Source organism: Paraburkholderia silvatlantica (genome assembly GCF_003096715.1).
GTDB classification, from domain to species: Bacteria; Pseudomonadota; Gammaproteobacteria; order Burkholderiales; family Burkholderiaceae; genus Paraburkholderia; species Paraburkholderia silvatlantica.
In genome coordinates this window covers 369,388-387,248 of the sequence record NZ_QEOL01000004.1, presented here as the reverse complement: position 1 = coordinate 387,248, position 17,861 = coordinate 369,388, and the positions used below count along the sequence as shown (strand labels likewise).

Annotated in this window: 13 protein-coding genes and 1 pseudogene; 3 read left to right on the top strand and 11 right to left on the bottom strand. The window is 64.1% G+C overall.

All coding sequences use genetic code 11. The features are described from left to right. Window positions 1-86 precede the first annotated feature (86 nt). Window positions 87-890, bottom strand: a pseudogene (locus tag C7411_RS08155) (IS110 family RNA-guided transposase); the annotation flags it as partial. 378 nt (window positions 891-1,268) lie between these two features. Between C7411_RS08155 and C7411_RS08150 the strand changes: the two are divergent. The 3 genes from C7411_RS08150 to C7411_RS08140 are packed head-to-tail and all read left to right on the top strand — an operon-like array spanning window position 1,269 to window position 4,774. Beyond that, window positions 1,269-2,708 carry an MFS transporter gene (locus C7411_RS08150; RefSeq protein ID WP_110384163.1) on the top strand — a complete coding sequence of 480 codons (1,440 nt, stop codon included), beginning with the start codon at window positions 1,269-1,271 and terminating at the stop codon, window positions 2,706-2,708. A 24-nt stretch (window positions 2,709-2,732) separates the two neighbouring features. Further along, the gene (locus tag C7411_RS08145; protein ID WP_110384162.1) at window positions 2,733-3,929 is read left to right on the top strand and encodes a CaiB/BaiF CoA transferase family protein; all 1,197 of its coding nucleotides are present in this window, start codon (window positions 2,733-2,735) and stop codon (window positions 3,927-3,929) included. Between the two features lie 2 nt (window positions 3,930-3,931). Continuing rightward, the gene (locus C7411_RS08140; protein ID WP_110384161.1) at window positions 3,932-4,774 is read left to right on the top strand and encodes a citryl-CoA lyase; all 843 of its coding nucleotides are present in this window, start codon (window positions 3,932-3,934) and stop codon (window positions 4,772-4,774) included. Window positions 4,775-4,848: 74 nt separating this feature from the next. Here C7411_RS08140 and C7411_RS08135 read toward each other — a convergent pair whose 3' ends face one another. The 10 genes from C7411_RS08135 to C7411_RS08090 all read right to left on the bottom strand — a co-directional run bounded on the left by C7411_RS08135 (window position 4,849) and on the right by C7411_RS08090 (window position 17,730). After that, on the bottom strand, window positions 4,849-5,649 hold the full coding sequence (locus C7411_RS08135) for an IclR family transcriptional regulator (protein ID WP_165822762.1): 801 nt from the start codon (window positions 5,647-5,649) through the stop codon (window positions 4,849-4,851). Between the two features lie 98 nt (window positions 5,650-5,747). Then, the gene (locus C7411_RS08130) at window positions 5,748-6,755 is read right to left on the bottom strand and encodes a LacI family DNA-binding transcriptional regulator (RefSeq protein WP_181431322.1); all 1,008 of its coding nucleotides are present in this window, start codon (window positions 6,753-6,755) and stop codon (window positions 5,748-5,750) included. 35 nt (window positions 6,756-6,790) lie between these two features. Beyond that, the gene (locus C7411_RS08125; protein ID WP_110384158.1) at window positions 6,791-7,888 is read right to left on the bottom strand and encodes an ABC transporter ATP-binding protein; all 1,098 of its coding nucleotides are present in this window, start codon (window positions 7,886-7,888) and stop codon (window positions 6,791-6,793) included. Between the two features lie 9 nt (window positions 7,889-7,897). Continuing rightward, complete coding sequence (locus tag C7411_RS08120) at window positions 7,898-8,827, bottom strand: carbohydrate ABC transporter permease (RefSeq protein ID WP_110384157.1); 930 nt, start codon at window positions 8,825-8,827, stop codon at window positions 7,898-7,900. After that, window positions 8,824-9,768: a carbohydrate ABC transporter permease gene (locus tag C7411_RS08115; protein WP_110384156.1), complete on the bottom strand. Its 945-nt coding sequence runs from the start codon at window positions 9,766-9,768 to the stop codon at window positions 8,824-8,826. Before C7411_RS08115 ends, C7411_RS08120 begins: the two co-directional genes overlap by 4 nt. 8 nt (window positions 9,769-9,776) lie before the next feature. Further along, window positions 9,777-11,015: an ABC transporter substrate-binding protein gene (locus C7411_RS08110; protein ID WP_110384155.1), complete on the bottom strand. Its 1,239-nt coding sequence runs from the start codon at window positions 11,013-11,015 to the stop codon at window positions 9,777-9,779. Between the two features lie 241 nt (window positions 11,016-11,256). Further along, window positions 11,257-12,660 (bottom strand): GH1 family beta-glucosidase, encoded by a 1,404-nt coding sequence (locus C7411_RS08105; RefSeq protein ID WP_110384154.1) that lies wholly within the window; start codon window positions 12,658-12,660, stop codon window positions 11,257-11,259. 208 nt (window positions 12,661-12,868) lie between these two features. Then, on the bottom strand, window positions 12,869-14,545 hold the full coding sequence (locus C7411_RS08100) for a SulP family inorganic anion transporter (protein WP_110384153.1): 1,677 nt from the start codon (window positions 14,543-14,545) through the stop codon (window positions 12,869-12,871). Between the two features lie 195 nt (window positions 14,546-14,740). After that, window positions 14,741-16,465: a SpoVR family protein gene (locus C7411_RS08095; protein WP_110384152.1), complete on the bottom strand. Its 1,725-nt coding sequence runs from the start codon at window positions 16,463-16,465 to the stop codon at window positions 14,741-14,743. Continuing rightward, complete coding sequence (locus C7411_RS08090) at window positions 16,462-17,730, bottom strand: YeaH/YhbH family protein (protein ID WP_110384151.1); 1,269 nt, start codon at window positions 17,728-17,730, stop codon at window positions 16,462-16,464. The genes C7411_RS08095 and C7411_RS08090 overlap by 4 nt, the downstream gene beginning before the upstream one ends. Window positions 17,731-17,861 lie beyond the last annotated feature (131 nt).

The following is a 17,861-nucleotide window of genomic DNA, read 5'->3' as shown; positions in this document are numbered from 1 at the left end:
CCGCACCGTGCGGCTCTGGCAGACATGCTAACCCGCGTTTGATGCCGCGCGGCAGGCCAGCCTCTACCTCACGGGAGTCATACTGCCTTGCTGATGCCACCGAGCTTCACCTTGCCGCCAGAACTGTTCTGTCGCGGCACGAGACCCAGATAGGCAGCGAATTCCCGACCGGAGCGAAACGTCTTTGCCTGTCCGATGACCGATACTGCGGCGGTCGCCGTGAGCACGCCCACGCCTGGAATCTCCGAGATGCGTCTGCATGCGTCATCGTTACGGCGCCACTCGAGAATGCGCTGTTCGATCTGTGCGATTTGTTCGTCGAGCGCGCGAAGGCGCGAAAACTGATCCTGTAGGCTGACTGCGAGCATGGCTGGCAACTGGTCGGACAGTGACGTCAGCGCGGCTTTGGCGGCCTCGATCGATGCCCGGCGGCCTTGCGGCAACACAACGCCGAATTCGTAGAGCAGTCCACGAAGCTGGTTGACCTGCATGACGCGAATCCGGACCAGTTGTTGACGCATGCGGTGCAGCGCCAGCATGGCCTGCTGGTCTTCGGTCTTGACGGCCACGAAGCGCATGCCCGGACGCTGGGCCGCTTCCCAGATCGCCGCTGCATCGGCGGCGTCATTCTTGTTCGATTTCACGAACGGCCGCACGAACTGAGCTGCGATGAGCCGCACGTCGTGGCCAAGCCGCGCCAGAACGCGTGCCCAATAATGCGCGCTGCCGCAGGCTTCCATGACGACACGGCTCGCAGGCCGGTTGGCGAAGAACGGCACGAGCTGGGCGCGTTTGAGTACCTTGCTGTGAATCGTGCCAGTCTCAGGCTCGACATAGTGAATCTGGAAAACGCGCTTGGCCAGGTCGATGGCAATGGTCGTGGGTTCCATCTGGTTCTCCTTGGCGGCAGGATCTGCCGAACCAGCAATGTGGCACGCTCTGGGCATGAGTCTGTGGCGTCGGATGGCCCGTTAAGGCGGGAGGCGACCATTCCATCTATAAAGCTACTACAGTCAAAAATTCGATAATTTATCTTATGTTAAATAGTAAAAATCCATAGACAGCATCACCTGGCAGGTCTTCCCGCCCGTCCGCAACCCAGATCCCGATAGTCCGCATTCGTTAGAGCCGATTGCCTGCATCGCTTCCCAGTAAAAACCCTGGTCGGTTGCCTCAACGCGGCGCAGTATCATCGAGCCACATTTATAGAACGTCGTTCTGTTAGAAAGAACGAATAGACACGCAAACGAAGCGTTCAGGAGATTCCGATGTCCAGCTTGCCAATCGGAGCGATGCGTGCGTCGCTCCGGGACCATGCCGACGTGCCCGCCAGTGCGGCCGAGATCAACGCGCGCATTGATCGCCTGCCGGCCACGCGCACCATCTGGACGCTTGTGCTCCTGCTTTCGTTGGGCGGCTGGTTCGAGTTCTACGACTTGTTTTTCACGGCCTATGTCGGGCCAGGCCTTGTGAAAAGCGGGCTCTATTCGACCACCACGGCTTCGTTCTTCGGCTTCTCGGGTCTCGGCGCATTCGTGGCGGCGTCGTTCGCGGGGCTCTTTATCGGCACGTTCTGCCTGACCGGTCTTGCCGACCGCTATGGCCGCCGTACCCTGTTCACCGCATCGCTGCTTTGGTATTCGGTTGCGACCTGCATCATGGCGCTGCAGACGAGCGCGCCCGGCATCAACCTGTGGCGCCTCATCGCGGGCATTGGCGTCGGGGTCGAACTCGTCACCATCGACACCTACGTGAGCGAACTCGTGCCCAAGCACATGCGAGGCCGCGCGTTTGCGTTCGTGCATCTGGTGCAGTACACGGCCGTGCCGGCCGTCGCGTTGCTCGCGTGGTGGTTCGTGCCGCGCGCGCCGCTCGGCTTCGACGGCTGGCGCTGGGTCGTGATGTTCGGCGCGTTCGGCGCGCTCATTGCCTGGGCGATCCGCCGCCGCGTGCCCGAGAGCGCGCGCTGGCTCGCCCAGCGCGGCCGCACCGAGGAAGCCGCCCGCATTCTCGCGAGGCTCGAAGCGAAGATCGAGGCGCAGCACGGGCGCTCGCTGCCCGCGCCCGTCGTCGAATCGGCCAGCGCGCAAACGCACGCCAAGACGCGCTTCGCCGAGATCTGGCAGCCGCCTTACCGCCGCCGCACGTGTACGCTGCTCGTCTTCAATCTGTTTCAGGCCATCGGCTTCTACGGCTTCGCCTCGTGGGTGCCGACGCTGCTCGTTTCCAAGGGCATTACGGTCACGCACAGCCTGCTCTACTCGTTCGTGATCGCCGCGTCGAATCCGTTCGGCCCGCTCCTCGGCATGGCAATTGCCGACCGCATCGAGCGCAAGACGCTTGTCGTGCTCTCCGCGCTCGCCATCGCAGTCTGCGGCACGCTGTTCGCCATGCAAACGTCGGCCGGCATGCTCATGTTCCTCGGCGTGCTCATCACGCTTGGCGGCACGCTGCTCTCGGTCGGCTATCACGCGTACCAGGTCGAGCTGTTCCCCACTCGCATGCGCGCCACGGCCGTTGGCTTCGTTTATTCGATGTCGCGCCTCTCCGCGATGTTCTCGGGCTTCATGATCGCGTTCGCGCTGCGCCACTTCGGCGTGCCAGGCGTTTTCGCGCTGATCACGGGCGCAATGATCGTGGTGATGGCGGCCATTGGCATCTTCGGGCCGCGCACGAAGAATCGCGCGCTCGACGATATCTCCCGCTAATTGATTCAATATAAGGCTGTAACCATGCTTCCGTTAGCCGGCGTGCGCGTCCTGGATCTGTCGAATGTGCTCGCGGGTCCGTTCTGCGCCTATCAACTCGCGCTCTTCGGCGCCGAAGTCACCAAGGTCGAGCATCCCGAAGGCGGCGACCTTGCGCGGCGCCTCGGAGCCGACAAAGACGCCGCGGCGCGCAATATGGGCGCGTCGTTCGTGGCCGTGAATGCGGGCAAGCGCTCGATCACGCTGAACCTGAAGGACCCGCGCGGCAAGGCCATTCTGCTCGATCTGGTGCGCCACGCCGACGTCCTCGTCGAAAACTTCCGCCCCGGCGTGATGGATCGCCTCGAACTCGGCTACGATCAGTTATCCAAAGTGAATCCGGCGCTGGTCTACTGCGCGATTTCAGGGTTCGGCGACGAAGGTGAGCTGTCGCGCCGTCCGGCTTACGACCAGATCATTCAGGGCATGTCCGGCGTGATGAGCGTGACGGGCGACGCGCACAGCGCGCCGCTGCGCGTGGGTTATCCCGTCTCCGATACGGTGGGCGGCCTCACTGCTGCATTCGGCATTTGCGCGGCGCTCGTCGACGCACGCACGAGCGGCCGCGGGCGGCGCCTCGACGTTTCGATGCTCGAAGCCACACTCGCGACCATGGGCTGGGTCGTATCGAACTATCTGAACGCCGGAGTCGAACCCGCACCGATGGGCAACGAGAATTTCACGGCCGCACCCTCGGGCACCTTCCGCACCGGCGCAGGACTGCTCAATATCGCCGCAAACGAAACGCGCCAGTTCGAAAGCCTGTGCGAGGCGATCGGCCGCCCCGACCTGCCGCGCGACAAGCGGTTTGCCGCGCGCCATACGCGCAAGCAGTATCGCGAAGCGCTCAAGTCCGAGATCGAAACCGCGCTCGCCGCGGACAGCGCGGCCAACTGGGAAACGCGCCTGCTCGAGCGCGGCGTGCCCGTGGGCCGCGTGCTCTCGGTGCCCGAAATCCTCGCGCATCCGCATCTGGCCGAACGGCGCTTCATACGCGAGTTCGAGGCGGCACAAGGCGAAGCCGCGCAACGCGTGACGCGCGCGGGCCTGCGGCTCGCCGATGCCGACGCCGCGCCCGCCACGCCCGCGCCGACGCTCGGCGCCCACACGCGCGAAACACTCGCACAACTCGGCTACGAAGCCGCCCAAATCGACGCCCTCCACCAGGACGGAGTGATCTGATCATGCCGACGACGAATACGACCACGCCCGATCTCGCCGCCCTGTGCGCCGACTACTGGAGCACCTCGATCATCGACATCCATCCGGGCTCCATCAAGGTGCGCGGCTATCCGATCCAGGAGCTGATTGGCAACGTGAGTTTTCCGCAGATGATCTGGCTGATGCTGCGCGGCGAACTGCCCGGCGACGAAGAGGCGACGCTGCTCGAAGCGGCGCTTGTGGCCTCGGTCGATCACGGGCCGCATGCGCCTTCAATCGCGATCTCGCGCATGGCCACGAGCTGCGGCTTGCCTATCAACGGTGCCATGGCGTCCGCGCTCAACGCGCTCGACGACGTGCACGGCGGCGCCGGCCAGCAGGCGGTCGAACTCTATGCCGACATCGCCGCGCGCATCGTGGCAGGCGCCTCGTTCGAAGCGGCCGTGGAAGCGGGCGTAGATGAATTCGTCGCCGCTCACGGCAAGTATCTGCCGGGCTTCGGCCATCGCTTTCATCCGGTCGATCCGCGCGCAGGACGGCTGCTCGCCCTCGTCGATGCGCGTGTGGCGTCCGGCACGATCAAGGGCCGCTATGCCGCGATTGCGCGCGGCATCGAGGCCTTGCTGAAAAAGCGCAAGGACCGGCCCGTACCGATGAATATCGACGGCGTAACGGCCGTTATCTACGCCGAACTGGGCTTTGCGCCCGAACTGGCGCGCGGCGTGTTCTGCCTCTCGCGTGCGGTGGGCATCCTTGCGCATGCATGGGAGCAGCGCGGGCGCGGCGAGCGCAACAAGGGGCCCATGCCGCGCCAGATTCCGTATGCCTATACCGGCGCGCCTGAGCGGCATCTGGAGCACTCCTGATCAACATGCCGTGAAAGCACGTGTGTGCAAGCGGCGTCTAGCGCCCGCGGCGTTCGCGCTAGCCGCGCGTGATTTCAGGCGTCCTGGCGTGCGCGCGCAGCGTGCGTACGTTGGGCGGCGCGCAGCGCGCGCGAGTCGCCGCCGAGCGCGTCGGTAGCGCGTATCGCGCAATCGAACAGTGCGTCGAGATGGCGTTCGACGAACGCCCTGTCGATGCGCGAACTCGGGCCGGCGAGTGTGAGCACGCCACGCAAGGCATCGTGAACGCCGAACACGGGCATGGACACGCCCGCGGTTTCGCGGTCGCGCTCACCGAGCGAGATGCAGTAGAAGTCGTGGCGAATGGTCTCGAATGGCTCGCCCGGCTCGCCGCCGAATGCCAGCAGCGCGCGACCGCCAGATCCGCTTTCGAGCGGCAGCACGTCGCCCTCGCGCACATGGTGGCGCACCACATGATGGGAATCCACGCGATGCAGGCACACGCGCACCGCATTGTCACGCACGTAGAACGAAACGCTCTCCCCGCTCGCTGCAGCCAGATCGCGCATGAGCGGCAGCAGAATGTCGCCCATGTTGAGGCTGCGCTGATAGAGCGCGCCCAGCGCGAACGTGGCGGGGCCGAGCTGGTAGCGGCCGTCGTCGAGGCGCAGCAGCAGGCGATGCTGTATCAGCGCGCCGGCCAGCCGCAGCAACGTGCTTTTATAGAGGCCCGTGCGCGCCGCGAGTTCGGCGAGCGTGAGCGCGCTGTCTCCTGGTCGAAACGCAAACAGGATGGCACACGCGCGGTCGATGACAGCGACGCCTTCTTCTTTCTTGACCGTACCAGCCGGGTCTTGCGCGGGCATGAATGGAAAACGCGGGGATTGGGAATGCATTCGATTTTACGCGACTTGCCGGCTTGCGGGTGCGGCGGCTTCCCTCACCTCCGGCTCCGCCCCTGTTGCTCGATACACGCTCCGCTCGCGCGTTACTGTTACTTCGCCCGCGCCACCGAATCGCGCATCGTCACGCTCACCGGGAACGTCCGCTCGATCGGCCACTGCGTGCCGTAGCACTGGTTGATGAGCCAGCGCACCGCGTTGCGCGTGAGCTCCGCGTTAGGAATGTGCACCGAGGTCAGTGCCGGCGCCATGTAGGCCGCCGAATAGTCGTCGTCGTAGCCGATTACCGAAACGTCGTGGGGCACGCGCAACCCTGCCTGATGCAGGCGCGCGAGCGCACTCATGGCCATCGTGTCGTTCGCGCAGAATAGCCCGGTGAACCGGTGCCTGCGTTCGAGGAGCGTCCCGGCCGCCACATAGCCGCCTTCGGGCGAGAAGTCCGAGACGATATGCGGCACGGTTCTACGCTCGATGCCGTGACGCGCCAGCTCGGCGAAGAAGCCATGCAGACGCGCCGCATTGTCCGATGACGTGGACGGCCCGCCGATCACCGCAAGCTCGCGATGGCCGTGCTCGATCAGCGTGCGGGCGGCCATCTCGCCGCCGTGAAAGTGATCGGCGCAAAAGGATGCTTCGGGTAACTGATCGAATGAGCGGTTCAGGAAGGCCATGCGCGGGTGCATGGCGTGCAGCATCTGCAGGTCGTCGTCGTACAGATCGTGGCTGATGACGACCACGCCGTCGCAATCGCGGCCAATCAGGAAACGCACGGCCTCGATGGCCTGCTCGCGCGGCGAAGCTTCGCCGCAACCGGTGGCCACCACCACATGGCGCCGTACGGCGCGCAGTTGCGTATCGGTTTCCTTCAGGATGGTGCCGTAGTACGAGCCGAAAAACGTCGGTACGAAGATGCCGATGATGCCGAGCGACTTCGTGGCCATTGCACGGCCGATGGACGAAGGCCGGAAATTGAGCTGCTCGATCGCAGCCTGCACGCGCGCCGCCGCGTCCGCCGACACCGGACCGTTGCCCGATATCGCCCGCGAAGCCGTCGAAAGGCCTACGCCGGCCAGCGCCGCCACGTCTTTCAAGGTCGCCACGTTCCTGGTCTCTCTTTCTTTGTCGGTCGTGCGCATCAAATCCGCGCGCCGGTTTCTTCGTCGAACAGCGAGACATGCGCACCGTCGATCGAGAACGGCACCGCCGCCCCACTCGCAAGCGGCGTCTTGTCCTGATCGATCGACGCGATCTGCCCCCCCTGATGCTCGATCCACAGGACACGATGATTGCCCATGGGCTCCACGAGCGTCAAGCGGCCTTCCCACGTCGTTTCATGCGAGCGCGCGGCACTGCCCGAGCGCACGTCTTCCGGGCGCACGCCGAGCACGCAGGCGCGCGTCGGATCGGGCGTGCCCTTGAACGCATAAGCCGAAACATCCACGTCGAGGCTTGGGCCCCGAAAGCGCAGGCGGCCTTCGTCGGCTTCGAGCCTGCCCCGCAGCAGGTTCATCGGCGGCGCGCCGAGGAAGGTCGCGACGAACAGGTTCTCGGGGCGCGCGTAGACTTCGGCCGGCGTGCCGAACTGCTGGATCGCCCCGCCCTTCATCACCGCCATGCGCGTGGCGAGCGTCATCGCCTCGACCTGGTCGTGCGTCACGTAGATCATCGTCGCGCCGAGTTGCTGGTGCAACTGCTTGAGCTCGCGGCGCAATTCGGTGCGTAGCTTGGCGTCGAGATTCGAGAGCGGCTCATCGAACAGGAACACGTCCGCCTCACGCACGAGTGCGCGCCCAATCGCCACGCGTTGGCGCTGGCCGCCCGAGAGCTGGGCGGGTTTGCGCGAGAGCAGCGGCCCGAGCTGCAGCATGTCGGCGGCCCGCTTGACGCGGCGGTCGATCTCCGCCTTCGGCGTGCCATTGATACGCAATGCGAACGAGAGATTTCGCTCCACGTTCATGGTGGGATAGAGCGCGTACGACTGGAACACGAGCGCCACGCCCCGATCCTTCGGGTCGGCCCATGTCATGTCCTCGCCGCCGATCTCGATGCTGCCGTCGGTCACGTCGACGAGGCCCGCAATGCTGTGCAGCAAGGTGGATTTGCCGCAGCCCGAAGGCCCGAGCAGCACGACGAACTCGCCTGCGCGCACATCGAGATCGAGTTCGTCGATCACCGTGTTCGCGCCGAGGTCGATGCGCAGATTGCGTACGGAAACGTTCGTGAGGTTGCCCATGCCCTGCTCCTAGCCTTTCACCGCGCCCGAGGCGATGCCGCGCACGAACCAGCGCCCCGAAATGAAGTAGACCGCGAGCGGCACGGCCGACGTGAGGATCGTCGCGGCCATGTTGACGTTATAGATGCGCTCGCCGGTCGTCGTGTTGATGATGTTGTTCAGTTGTACCGTCATCGGCAGGTTTTTCGTGCCCGCGAACACGAGGCCGAGAATGTAGTCGTTCCAGATGCCGGTGACCTGCATGATGATCGCCACGACGATGATGGGCACCGACATGGGCAGCATGAGCTGCACGAAGATGCGCCAGAACCCGCCGCCGTCGATGCGCGCGGCCTTGAACAGCTCCTTCGGCAAGGACGCATAGTAGTTGCGGAACAGGAGCGTCATGACCGGCATGCCGAAGATCGTGTGAATCACGACGATGCCCGGCAGCGAACTGAACAGATGCACGAAGGCCAGCACGCGCACGAGGGGGTACACCATCACCTGCACGGGGATGAAGGCGCCCGCGAGCAGAATGCCGAACAGCACGCCCGCGCCGCGCGGCCGCCAGAACGACAGCGCGTAGCCATTCACGGCGCCCACGGCGATGGAGATGGCCGTGCTCGGCACGACGATGCGCACCGAATTCCAGAAGCCCACGCGGATGCCGTCGCAGTCGAGGCCCGTGCACGCGGAGGACCACGCGTCGCGCCACGGCGCGAGCGTGAAATGCACCGGCAGCGCGAGCAGATGGCCGAGGCGGATCTCGGTCATCGGCTTGACCGAAGTCACCAGCATCACATAGAGCGGCAGCAGGAAGAACAGCGCTGCCGTAAACAGAAACGCATACACGCCGAGCCGCGCGGGCGTGAAGCGGCTGCGCGGCTTGCGCCGCTTTTGCGCCGCACGCGCTCGAGCAGGCGCGGGACGCAGCGAATCGGCCGTAGGCGTGCTCATGCCCGGTCTCCTTTGAGCGCCGCGCGGCTGCGCGCGTAGAAGAATGGCGCAAGAATCGCGAGCACGGTGGCGAGCAACACGATCGACGCTGCCGAAGCGAGCCCGATGTTCGCGCGATTGAACAGATAATCCATGATGAATTTCGCGGGCACCTCGCTCGCGGTGCCGGGGCCGCCCTGGGTCATCGCGACCACGGCGTCGTAGAGCTTCACGACCATCACGAAGAGCAGCACGAATGCCGTCGAAAGCGAGGTCTTGAGCATCGGCACGACGATGCTCGCGTACACGCGCCAGCGCGGAATGCCGTCGAGGCGCGCGGCCTTCCATATTTCGTCCTCGATGCCGCGCAGGCCCGCGAGCATGAGCGCCATCACGAGACCGGAAGCCTGCCACACCGTGGCGATCACGAGCGTGTAGATCGCAAAGCGCTGCGTGACGATCCAGTCGAAGCGCGCATGCTCGAATCCCATGTGCCGCAGCACGGCTTGCACGCCGAGTTCGGGGTTGAGGATCCACTGCCAGACCAGACCCGTTGCGACGAACGACATCGCATAGGGATAGAGAAACACCGTACGCAGCGCGCCTTCCGCTGCGACGCGCTGGTCGATGAAGATCGCGAGCAGCAGCCCGATCACGAGGCACGCCGCGATGAAGCACGCGCCATAGATCACGAGATTCTGCAGCGACAGGATCCAGCGGTCGTTCTGGAAGAGCCGCACGTACTGCGTCACGCCCGCGAAGGTGTGGGTGGGCAGCGAGCGCGAGAAGCTGAGCGAGACGCGTGCAGTAAACAACATCGTGCCCAGATACGCGAACAGGACCGTCGCCGCCATGGGCGCGAGCGCGATCCAGGCGGCGAGCGGGAGCCGCCGGCGCACGGGGCGAACGCCGCGCGCTTGCCCCGCTTGACGTTTGGCCGGATGCAGCTTGGCGGCGTACATGGTTGCGCTCAGCTCTTGATTGCGGAGGCGAAGGCGTTCTGCGCGTCTTCGGCCGACTGGTTCTTGTTCCAGAAGTTCGTGATGACATCCTGGAGCGCGCCCTGGACATCAGGCGGAATCAGCATTTCCGGATTCGGCAATTGCCGCGACTTGTCCTTCATGATCGCCATGCCCTCCTTCGCGCAGATGTCGAAGCCCGAGGTGTCCACGTCGGGGCGGATCGGAATCGAGCCCTTCTTCTGGTTGAACGCGACCTGCGCGGCAGGCGACGTCATCACCGTGGCGAGCAGTTGCTGTGCTTTGACCTGCTCGGGGTTGTCGGTCTTCGGGAACACGAACACGTCGCCCGCGATCATGTACGGCGAGTTCTTGAAGCCGGGGAAGCATCCGAAATCCTTGCCCGCCACCTGGTTCGCCGCCGAGAACTCGCCCTTGGCCCAGTCGCCCATGATCTGCATGCCTGCCTTACCGGAGATGACGAGCGCCGTGGCGTCGTTCCAGTTCCGGCCCGGCGAGCCTGGATCCACATAATTATGCAACCGCTTGAAGGTCGTGAGCACATTGCGGAACGCAGGCGTTTTCACGGCGTTCGCGTCGCGGTCGCGATAGACCTTCATGTAGAGATCGCGGTCCATGTCGGCGAAGATGGCGTCGAAGGTGATCTTCTCCTGCCACGCCTGGCCGCCCAGCGCGAGCGGAATCAGGCCAGCCGCCTTGAGCTTGTCGAGATCGCCGAAAAGCTCGTCGAAGTTCTGCGGTTCGCTCTTGATGCCCGCCTTCGCAAAAGCGGGCTTCGAATAGAAGAACCAGTCCTGCATGTGGATGTTCACGGGCGTCGCGTAGTAATGCCCGTTGATCCGGATCGCGTTGACGATCGACTCGGGGAAGATGGCGCCCCAGTTCTCCTTCGTCGCGACGGCATCGACATTGTTCAGGAGTCCCTGGTCGATGAGGTCGTGAAACTGCTTGGACGTATTGAACTGTGCGGCGGTGGGCGGTTCGCCGCCCACGATGCGGTTGATTGCCGTTGCACGCGCCTGGTCCGCACCGGCGATCGCGTTGTCCACCCACTTGCCGCCCGCCTGGTCGTAGGCGAGCGCGAACTGCTTGATCGCGGCCGACTCGCCGCCCGACGTCCACCAGTGAATCACGTTGGCCTTGAGCGGCTCCGCGGCGTGGGCCGCGAGCGCGCCGGCCAGCGCGAGAGCGGCGACGATGCCGCGCAGAACGGGTGCGTTGTGCTTCATTGCGTCTCCTGTCGATCCGGAGTGGGCGCTTCAGCTGTCGCCTGGCGTCAGTGTGTTCGGCACCGGCGTCGGGCCCATGCAGGGCTCCGGTTGCTCCGGGTTGGTCTGCAAAAGCTTATGGTTGGAAGTTTCGCGGCCACGGCGCGTCAAGCGGCATGCCCGAGCGTCGCATGCCATGCCGTGATTGTCACGCTAGTTGTTGCCCTTGCCCGGGAACCCTGTCAAACACCCTGAAGCGTCTTCAAGCGCCGTCGAGCGCGCGCCGCTGCGCGATGAAATGCGCGATGAGTTCCGCACTGCGCTTGGGCGTGCGAACCTGCGTGTCGTAATCGACATGCACGACGCCAAAACGCCGCTCATAGCCGAATGCCCATTCGAAATTGTCGAGCAGCGACCACACGAAATAGCCGCGCACGTCCACGCCGGCCTTGATCGCGGCGTCCACGGCGGCCAGGTGGCGCTTGAGGAACGAGATGCGCTGCGTATCGTTCACTTCGCCGTCGATGACGCGATCGTCCGAGGCCATGCCGTTTTCGGTGATATAGATGGGCGGCAGGTTCTCGTAGTTGCGCCCGAATCCGATCAGCAGGTCGCGCAGGCCGTCGGGGTGGACCTCCCACCCCATCTGCGTGCGCTCGACGTCCTTCAGCGGCACTTCGACAAAGCCGTGCGCGCCATCGCTCTTCACGTTGGTGCGGAAGTAGTAGTTGATGCCGAGGAAATCGAGCGGTGCCGAGATCGTCTTCATGTCGCCTTCGAGCACGAGCGGCTCGGTGCCCGGCCACAATGCGAACAGCTCTTCAGGATACGCGCCCCTGAGCAGCGGATCGAGAATCCACGCGTTGTGCTGCACTTCGAAGCGGCGTGCGGCGCGCACATCTTCCGGCGACGAGGAATCGGGTGTCCCGCGCCCCACGTTCGCGACGATGCCCTTGGTCGAGCCCGGATCGTTCGCGCGCAGCACGCGGGTCGCGAGGCCGTGGCCGAGCAGCAGATGATGCATGGCCTGCGTGGCGTAGCGGCCGTTCGCGAGGCCCGGGGCATGATGGCCGTTGCCGTAGCCGAGGTACGCCGAACACCACGGCTCGTTGAGCGTCATCCATGCATCGACTAAGCCGGACAGTTCGCGGCTCATGAGGTCCGCGTAGTCGGCGAAGCGGTACGCGGTGTCGCGGTTGAGCCAGCCGCCGCGATCTTCCAGATGCTGCGGCAGGTCCCAGTGATAGAGCGTGGCGAAGGTGCGCACGCCCTTCTCCCGCAGGCGTTCCAGCAAACGCTTGTAGAACGCGATGCCTTTGGCATTGGGCCGCCCCGCCTCGTCCATCACGCGCGGCCACGCGATCGAAAAGCGATACGCCTCGAAATTCAGGCTTTCGAGCAGATCGAGGTCGGCCTCCCAGCGGTGATAGTGGTCGCAGGCCACGGCGCCCGTGTCGCCCGCGAGGACCTTGCCCGGCGTGGCGCTGAAAGTGTCCCAGATCGACGGCAGGCGGCCGTCCTCGTGGATCGCGCCTTCGATCTGATACGAAGCCGTGGCCGCGCCAAGCAGGAAGTCGCTGCGCCACAGTGCCGAGCTGGCGGGCGGGGTGAACGGATCGTCGGCAACTGCGGCGTCGGAATGCGGCGATGCGGAGTCCTGATTCACGAAACCTCCTGCGCGGGAGTCACCGGCGTATGCATTCTGGGCAGCCGGATCGGGTTGAAGTGGAAGCGCTTCCACCGGGCTTGAAGCGCACAATAGCAGCGGCCAAATCCCACGGACAATCGGGGTTTTTCTGGACGTTTTTATGTAGCCGCTTCAGATGTTTCTCGCGCTACAGGGCTTTTCCACTTGTAGCATGGCTACACGGCGTTCATGCGTCCGAGCGCGATTCCAGATCGGGACGCACCGCCGCAAGCGCCTCGTGGAGTGTCGGGAAGATGTTGGCGTGCCCCACTACAGGGGTGATGCCGTGCCGATCCATGTCCGAGAGCAAATACCGGTTCACGCGCCCGAAAATCACCTTCACGCCGCGCTCCGCGAGTGCCGAGCACAGATCGATCACGGCGCGCCCCGCGGAATAATCGAGATCGGTAATCGCCCCCGCATCCACGACCACGCAGTGCACGGGCGACGGCGCCCGATCGATCAGCATGCGCAATTCGTCGACGAACAAGTGGTCGTTCGCATAGAACAGGTCCGCACCGAATCGATAGACGATCAGCCCCGGCGCCGTGAGCTGGCCCGCTTGTGCGGGTTCGGGCAGCCAGTGCCCCTCCTCGTTCGGCACGAGCACCATGGTATGCGGCCGGTAGCTATGGCGCACGTGGCGCAGCAAAGAAAGGCCGATCGCGATGAGGATACCGTTCTCCACGCCGATCACGACAACGGCGAGCGCCGTCGTGACCGCAAGCCGGAATTCGCCGGGACTTTCGCGGCGAATGTCGATCAGCTGGTGAATGTTCACGAGACCCACGGCAATCGTGAAGACGATCGCGGCCAGCACGCAATGCGGCAGGTATTGCAGCAGGCGGCTGAAGAACAGCAGCACCACGAGCACGACGCCCGCGAAGACGAGCTGCGCGAACTGGCTGCGCGCGCCGGCCTGATCGGCCATGGCAGTCTGCGTGAGGCTGCCGTTCACGACGAAAGCGCCGCTCATCGAGGCCGCCGCATTGGCCGCTGCGAGGCCGAGGAGATTGGCGTCCTCGTCGGTGCGCTCGCCGTAGCGTTCGGCAAACGCGCGGCTCGTGGCGGCGCTCTGCGCGACGATGATGACGAAGCACGACGCCGCCACCTGCAGCAGATCGATCATCTGGAACCAGCCCACTGCGGGAAAACTCAGGCGCGGCAAGCCGCCCTGCACCGGGCCGATCACGGAAATGCCGTGGCCCGCGAAGTTCAGCATGGCGCTCGCGGCGATGCTCCCCGCCACGGCGACGAGCGGCACCGGCCAGCGCGGCCGGAACCGCTTGAAGACCAGAATCGCGGCCACGACGACCACGGCAATGCCAAGCGTCGGCCAGTGAATCGTGCCCGACTGGGTGACGATCTGCTTGATCTGCAGGACCGTGCGGCGTGAATTGACGGTTATGCCAAGCATGTCGCCGAGCATCGCCACACCCACTTGCACGCCGACGCCCGTGAGAAAACCCGCGAGGACGGTGCGCGATAGAAAGTCCGCGAGGAAGCCGAGCCGAAACAGGCGTGCGATCAGCAACATCACGGCCGTGAGCAAGGCGGTCATGCCCGCGAGCGCGACGTAGTCGGCGCTCGCGGGCGCCGCCATGGTCGTGAGACGGCTCGCGAAAATGGTGGCCGTGGCGGAGTCGGCGGCGACCACGAGATGACGCGACGCGCCAAAGAGGGCGAAAGCCACGAGCGGCAGAAAGCCCGTGTACAGACCGCTTACGGCAGGCATGCCCGCAATGCGCGCGTAGCCAAGCAGTTGCGGCACGTTCATCGAGGCAAGCTGCACGCCGGCGAGCGCGTCGCGCAATGCAGACGCGCGCGACAGCGGCCGCACACCGCGAAACAGTTCAAACGCCATTACGCCATCCTTTCGAAATCCGCCTCTGCGTGCGGTGTTTTTTTACTGTGGGTTCACTGGCGCAGTATGTTAGCGCGCGTGGGCGTTCCGGTACGCGTTCGATTGCAGCGTCGTTGCACGCGCATCAATGAAAGAGGCCAGCCCGCAGGCTGGCCTCATGACTGATACGCTCAACCGCGTCACGCAGCGCGATGGCTATACCCGAATCGGCGGCGGCACATAACGGCATTCGTAGCGTTTTCGGACCGTGCCGTTCTCATCCACGCTTTCAAGGAACACGTCGAACTGCCAGAGGCGCGCCATGTGGCGCAGCACTTCGTCGGTGTCGCCCGAAAGATGGCGGTTGTCGCTCATGAAGTGACGCAGCGTGAGGCTGCGATCGCCGCGCGTGTTCACCGACCACACCTGGATATTCGGCTCGCGGTGATGCATGTCGTATTGACGCGAGAGCGCCTGGCGTACGTACTGGTAGCCGCTTTCGTCGTGGATGGCCGAGACTTCGAGCGCGTCGCGCATGTCGTCGTCGAGCACCGAGAACAGGCGCATTTCGCGGATCAGATGCGGCGACAGGTATTGCGCGACGAAGCTCTCGTCCTTGAAATTACGCATGGCGTAGTGCAGCGCCTTGAGCCACGGACTGCCGGCCAGCTCAGGGAACCACTTGCGGTCCTCCTCCGTGGGGTTCTCGCAGATGCGGCGAATGTCGCTCATCATCGAAAAGCCGAGCGCATACGGATTGATGCCGCTGTAATACGGCTTTGTCACCGGCGGCTGATAGATCACGTTGCTATGCGAATGCAGGAACTCCATCATGAAGCCGTCTTCGAGCTTGCCCTGCGTATAAAGCGTGTTGAGCAGCGTGTAATGCCAGAACGTGGCCCAGCCTTCGTTCATGACCTGGGTTTGCCGCTGCGGGTAGAAGTATTGCCCGATCTTGCGCACGATGCGGATGACTTCGCGTTCCCACGGTTCGAGCAGCGGCGCGTTCTTTTCGGCGAAATACAGCAGGTTTTCCTGCGGCTCCGGCGGAAAGCGCTCGTCGATCTCCTCGGCAACGGGCATTTGCTGCTTGGGCAGCGTGCGCCACAGCTCATTGACCTGGGACTGCAGATAAGCCTCGCGCTCCCGGCGCAATGCGGCCTCGCGTTCGAGCGACAGCTTTTGCGGCCGTTTGTAACGGTCCACGCCATAGTTCATGAGCGCGTGGCACGAGTCGAGCAGCTCTTCCACACGGTCCAGACCATAACGTTCCTCGCATTCGGCGATGTAATTCTTCGCATAGACGAGGTAGTCGATGATGGCGTGCGCGTCCGTCCAGAGCCGGAACAGATAGTTGCCCTTGAAGAACGAGTTGTGCCCGTACGCGGCGTGCGCGATCACGAGCGCCTGCATCGTCATGGTGTTCTCTTCCATGAGATACGCAATGCAGGGGTTGGAGTTGATGACGATCTCGTAGGCGAGACCCATCTGGCCGCGGCGATAGCTCTTTTCGGTGGAGAGAAAGTGCTTGCCGAACGACCAGTGGCGGTAGTTCACCGGCATGCCAACGGACGCATAGGCGTCCATCATCTGCTCGGCGCTGATCAGCTCGAGCTGGATCGGATAAACATCCAGTTCATATTGCTCTGCAACATGCGAGATATGTGTGTCGTACTCCTCGATGAGTTCGAAGGTCCAGTCGGAGGGGCACGGCAACGGCCGTTTGTCGGCTACGTTCATTTGCACTTCCCTTTGCTGGGCGAGCCCATGCTCCTTGTGGCGAGCAGCCCCGGCGGCATGTCCGGGCGCTCCGGCGTCTTCGCGGTGGCCGGGCTTGCGCTCGTCACCGTGTTCGCCATGCTGCCCTTTTTCGTGGCCGCTCGTCTTCCGGCGCTCCGGCTGGTAGCCGCGCGCCTCATTGTGCAGGTGGCGTGTCGTCATGAGTGCTCCACCTGCTTTTCGAAAAGCTCCCGGAACACCGGGTAGATGTCCGCCGCGGTGTCGACCTTTTTCATCGCCAGATGCGGTTCGGTGAGCGCGAGCTGCGCGTATTCGAGCCAGAGGTTCTGCTCTTCTGGCGTCACCTGAATATACGCAAAATAGCGCACCTGAGGCAGTATGTCATCCGCGAGAATCTTGCGGCATTTGGGTGAATCGTCAGTCCAGTTGTCGCCGTCCGAAGCCTGTGCGCCGTAGATGTTCCAGTCGCTTGGCGAATAACGGTCCTCGATCACCTTTTTCATCAGTTCCAGCGCGCTCGACACAACCGTGCCGCCGCTCTCGGTGGAATGAAAGAAGGTGTCCTCGTCCACTTCCTCGGCGCGCGTGTGGTGGCGAATGAAGACCACCTCGATCTTTTCGTAATTGCGCTTGAGGAACAGGTACAGAAGGATGAAGAAGCGCTTGGACAGGTCCTTGCGCTGCTCGTCCATCGAGCCCGACACGTCCATCAGGCAGAACATCACGGCCTGGCTCGACGGTTGCGGCTGCTTCACGCGATTCACGTAACGCAGATCGAACGGGTCAATGAACGGAATGCGCCAGATGCGCCCGCGCAGGTGATGAATCTGCTCTTCGAGCAACGCGATCTCTTCGCGCCGGTCGGCCGGGTCGGCCTTGAGCGCTTCGAGCTGCTCCTCGAGTTCGTGCAGTTCGTTGACGAGCGGCGCGCCGAGCGCGATGCGGCGGCCGAGCGCGCTGCGCAGCGAGCGGACGACGTCGATGTTGTTCGGCGTGCCCTCGGCTGCCCAGCCCGCGCGGATGCTCTTCCACGTAGGCACGGCCATGAGATGGGTTTTGACGAGGCGCGGCAGTTCGAGGTCGTCGAAGAAGTACTGCATGAATTCTTCGCGCGAGAGTTCGAACACGAAGTCATCCTGGCCTTCGCCCTCGTTGCTCGCCTGGCTGCCGCCACCGCCCCCGCCGCCCTGTGGGCGCGGAATGCGGTCGCCGCGAATGTAGTCCTCGTTGCCCGGGTGAACCATTTCGCGCTTGCCGCCGTGGCCGTGCCGGAACGACGGCTCCGCGATGTCCTTGCGCGGAATGGTGATGCTCTGGTTGCTCTGTATGTCCTTGATGCTGCGGTCACGCACCGCTTCCGATACGGCGTGACGAATATAGTTCTTCACGCGGCGCAAAAAGCGCTCGCGGTTAGCAATGCTCTTGTTCTTTCCGGCTAGCCTGCGGTCGATGATTTGATGAAGCACATCCAGTCTCCCGCTCCAGTTTCGAATGGGCGAGGTGCGCAGTGTTCATTGCCGCGTTTGCCACCGTGCGTGCCGCGTTCACCCGCTCATGGCCACGCCGCCTGCGCCCCGCCGGGGTCCGCTTGCGCCGC

Coding starts and splice junctions, on each gene's coding strand:
- C7411_RS08150 (WP_110384163.1), top strand. CDS start 1,269: ATGTCCAGCTTGCCAATCGGAGCGATGCGTGCGTCGCTCCGGGACCAT.
- C7411_RS08145 (WP_110384162.1), top strand. CDS start 2,733: ATGCTTCCGTTAGCCGGCGTGCGCGTCCTGGATCTGTCGAATGTGCTC.
- C7411_RS08140 (WP_110384161.1), top strand. CDS start 3,932: ATGCCGACGACGAATACGACCACGCCCGATCTCGCCGCCCTGTGCGCC.
- C7411_RS08135 (WP_165822762.1), bottom strand. CDS start 5,649: ATGCATTCCCAATCCCCGCGTTTTCCATTCATGCCCGCGCAAGACCCG.
- C7411_RS08125 (WP_110384158.1), bottom strand. CDS start 7,888: ATGGGCAACCTCACGAACGTTTCCGTACGCAATCTGCGCATCGACCTC.
- C7411_RS08120 (WP_110384157.1), bottom strand. CDS start 8,827: ATGAGCACGCCTACGGCCGATTCGCTGCGTCCCGCGCCTGCTCGAGCG.
- C7411_RS08115 (WP_110384156.1), bottom strand. CDS start 9,768: ATGTACGCCGCCAAGCTGCATCCGGCCAAACGTCAAGCGGGGCAAGCG.
- C7411_RS08110 (WP_110384155.1), bottom strand. CDS start 11,015: ATGAAGCACAACGCACCCGTTCTGCGCGGCATCGTCGCCGCTCTCGCG.
- C7411_RS08100 (WP_110384153.1), bottom strand. CDS start 14,545: ATGGCGTTTGAACTGTTTCGCGGTGTGCGGCCGCTGTCGCGCGCGTCT.
- C7411_RS08095 (WP_110384152.1), bottom strand. CDS start 16,465: ATGACGACACGCCACCTGCACAATGAGGCGCGCGGCTACCAGCCGGAG.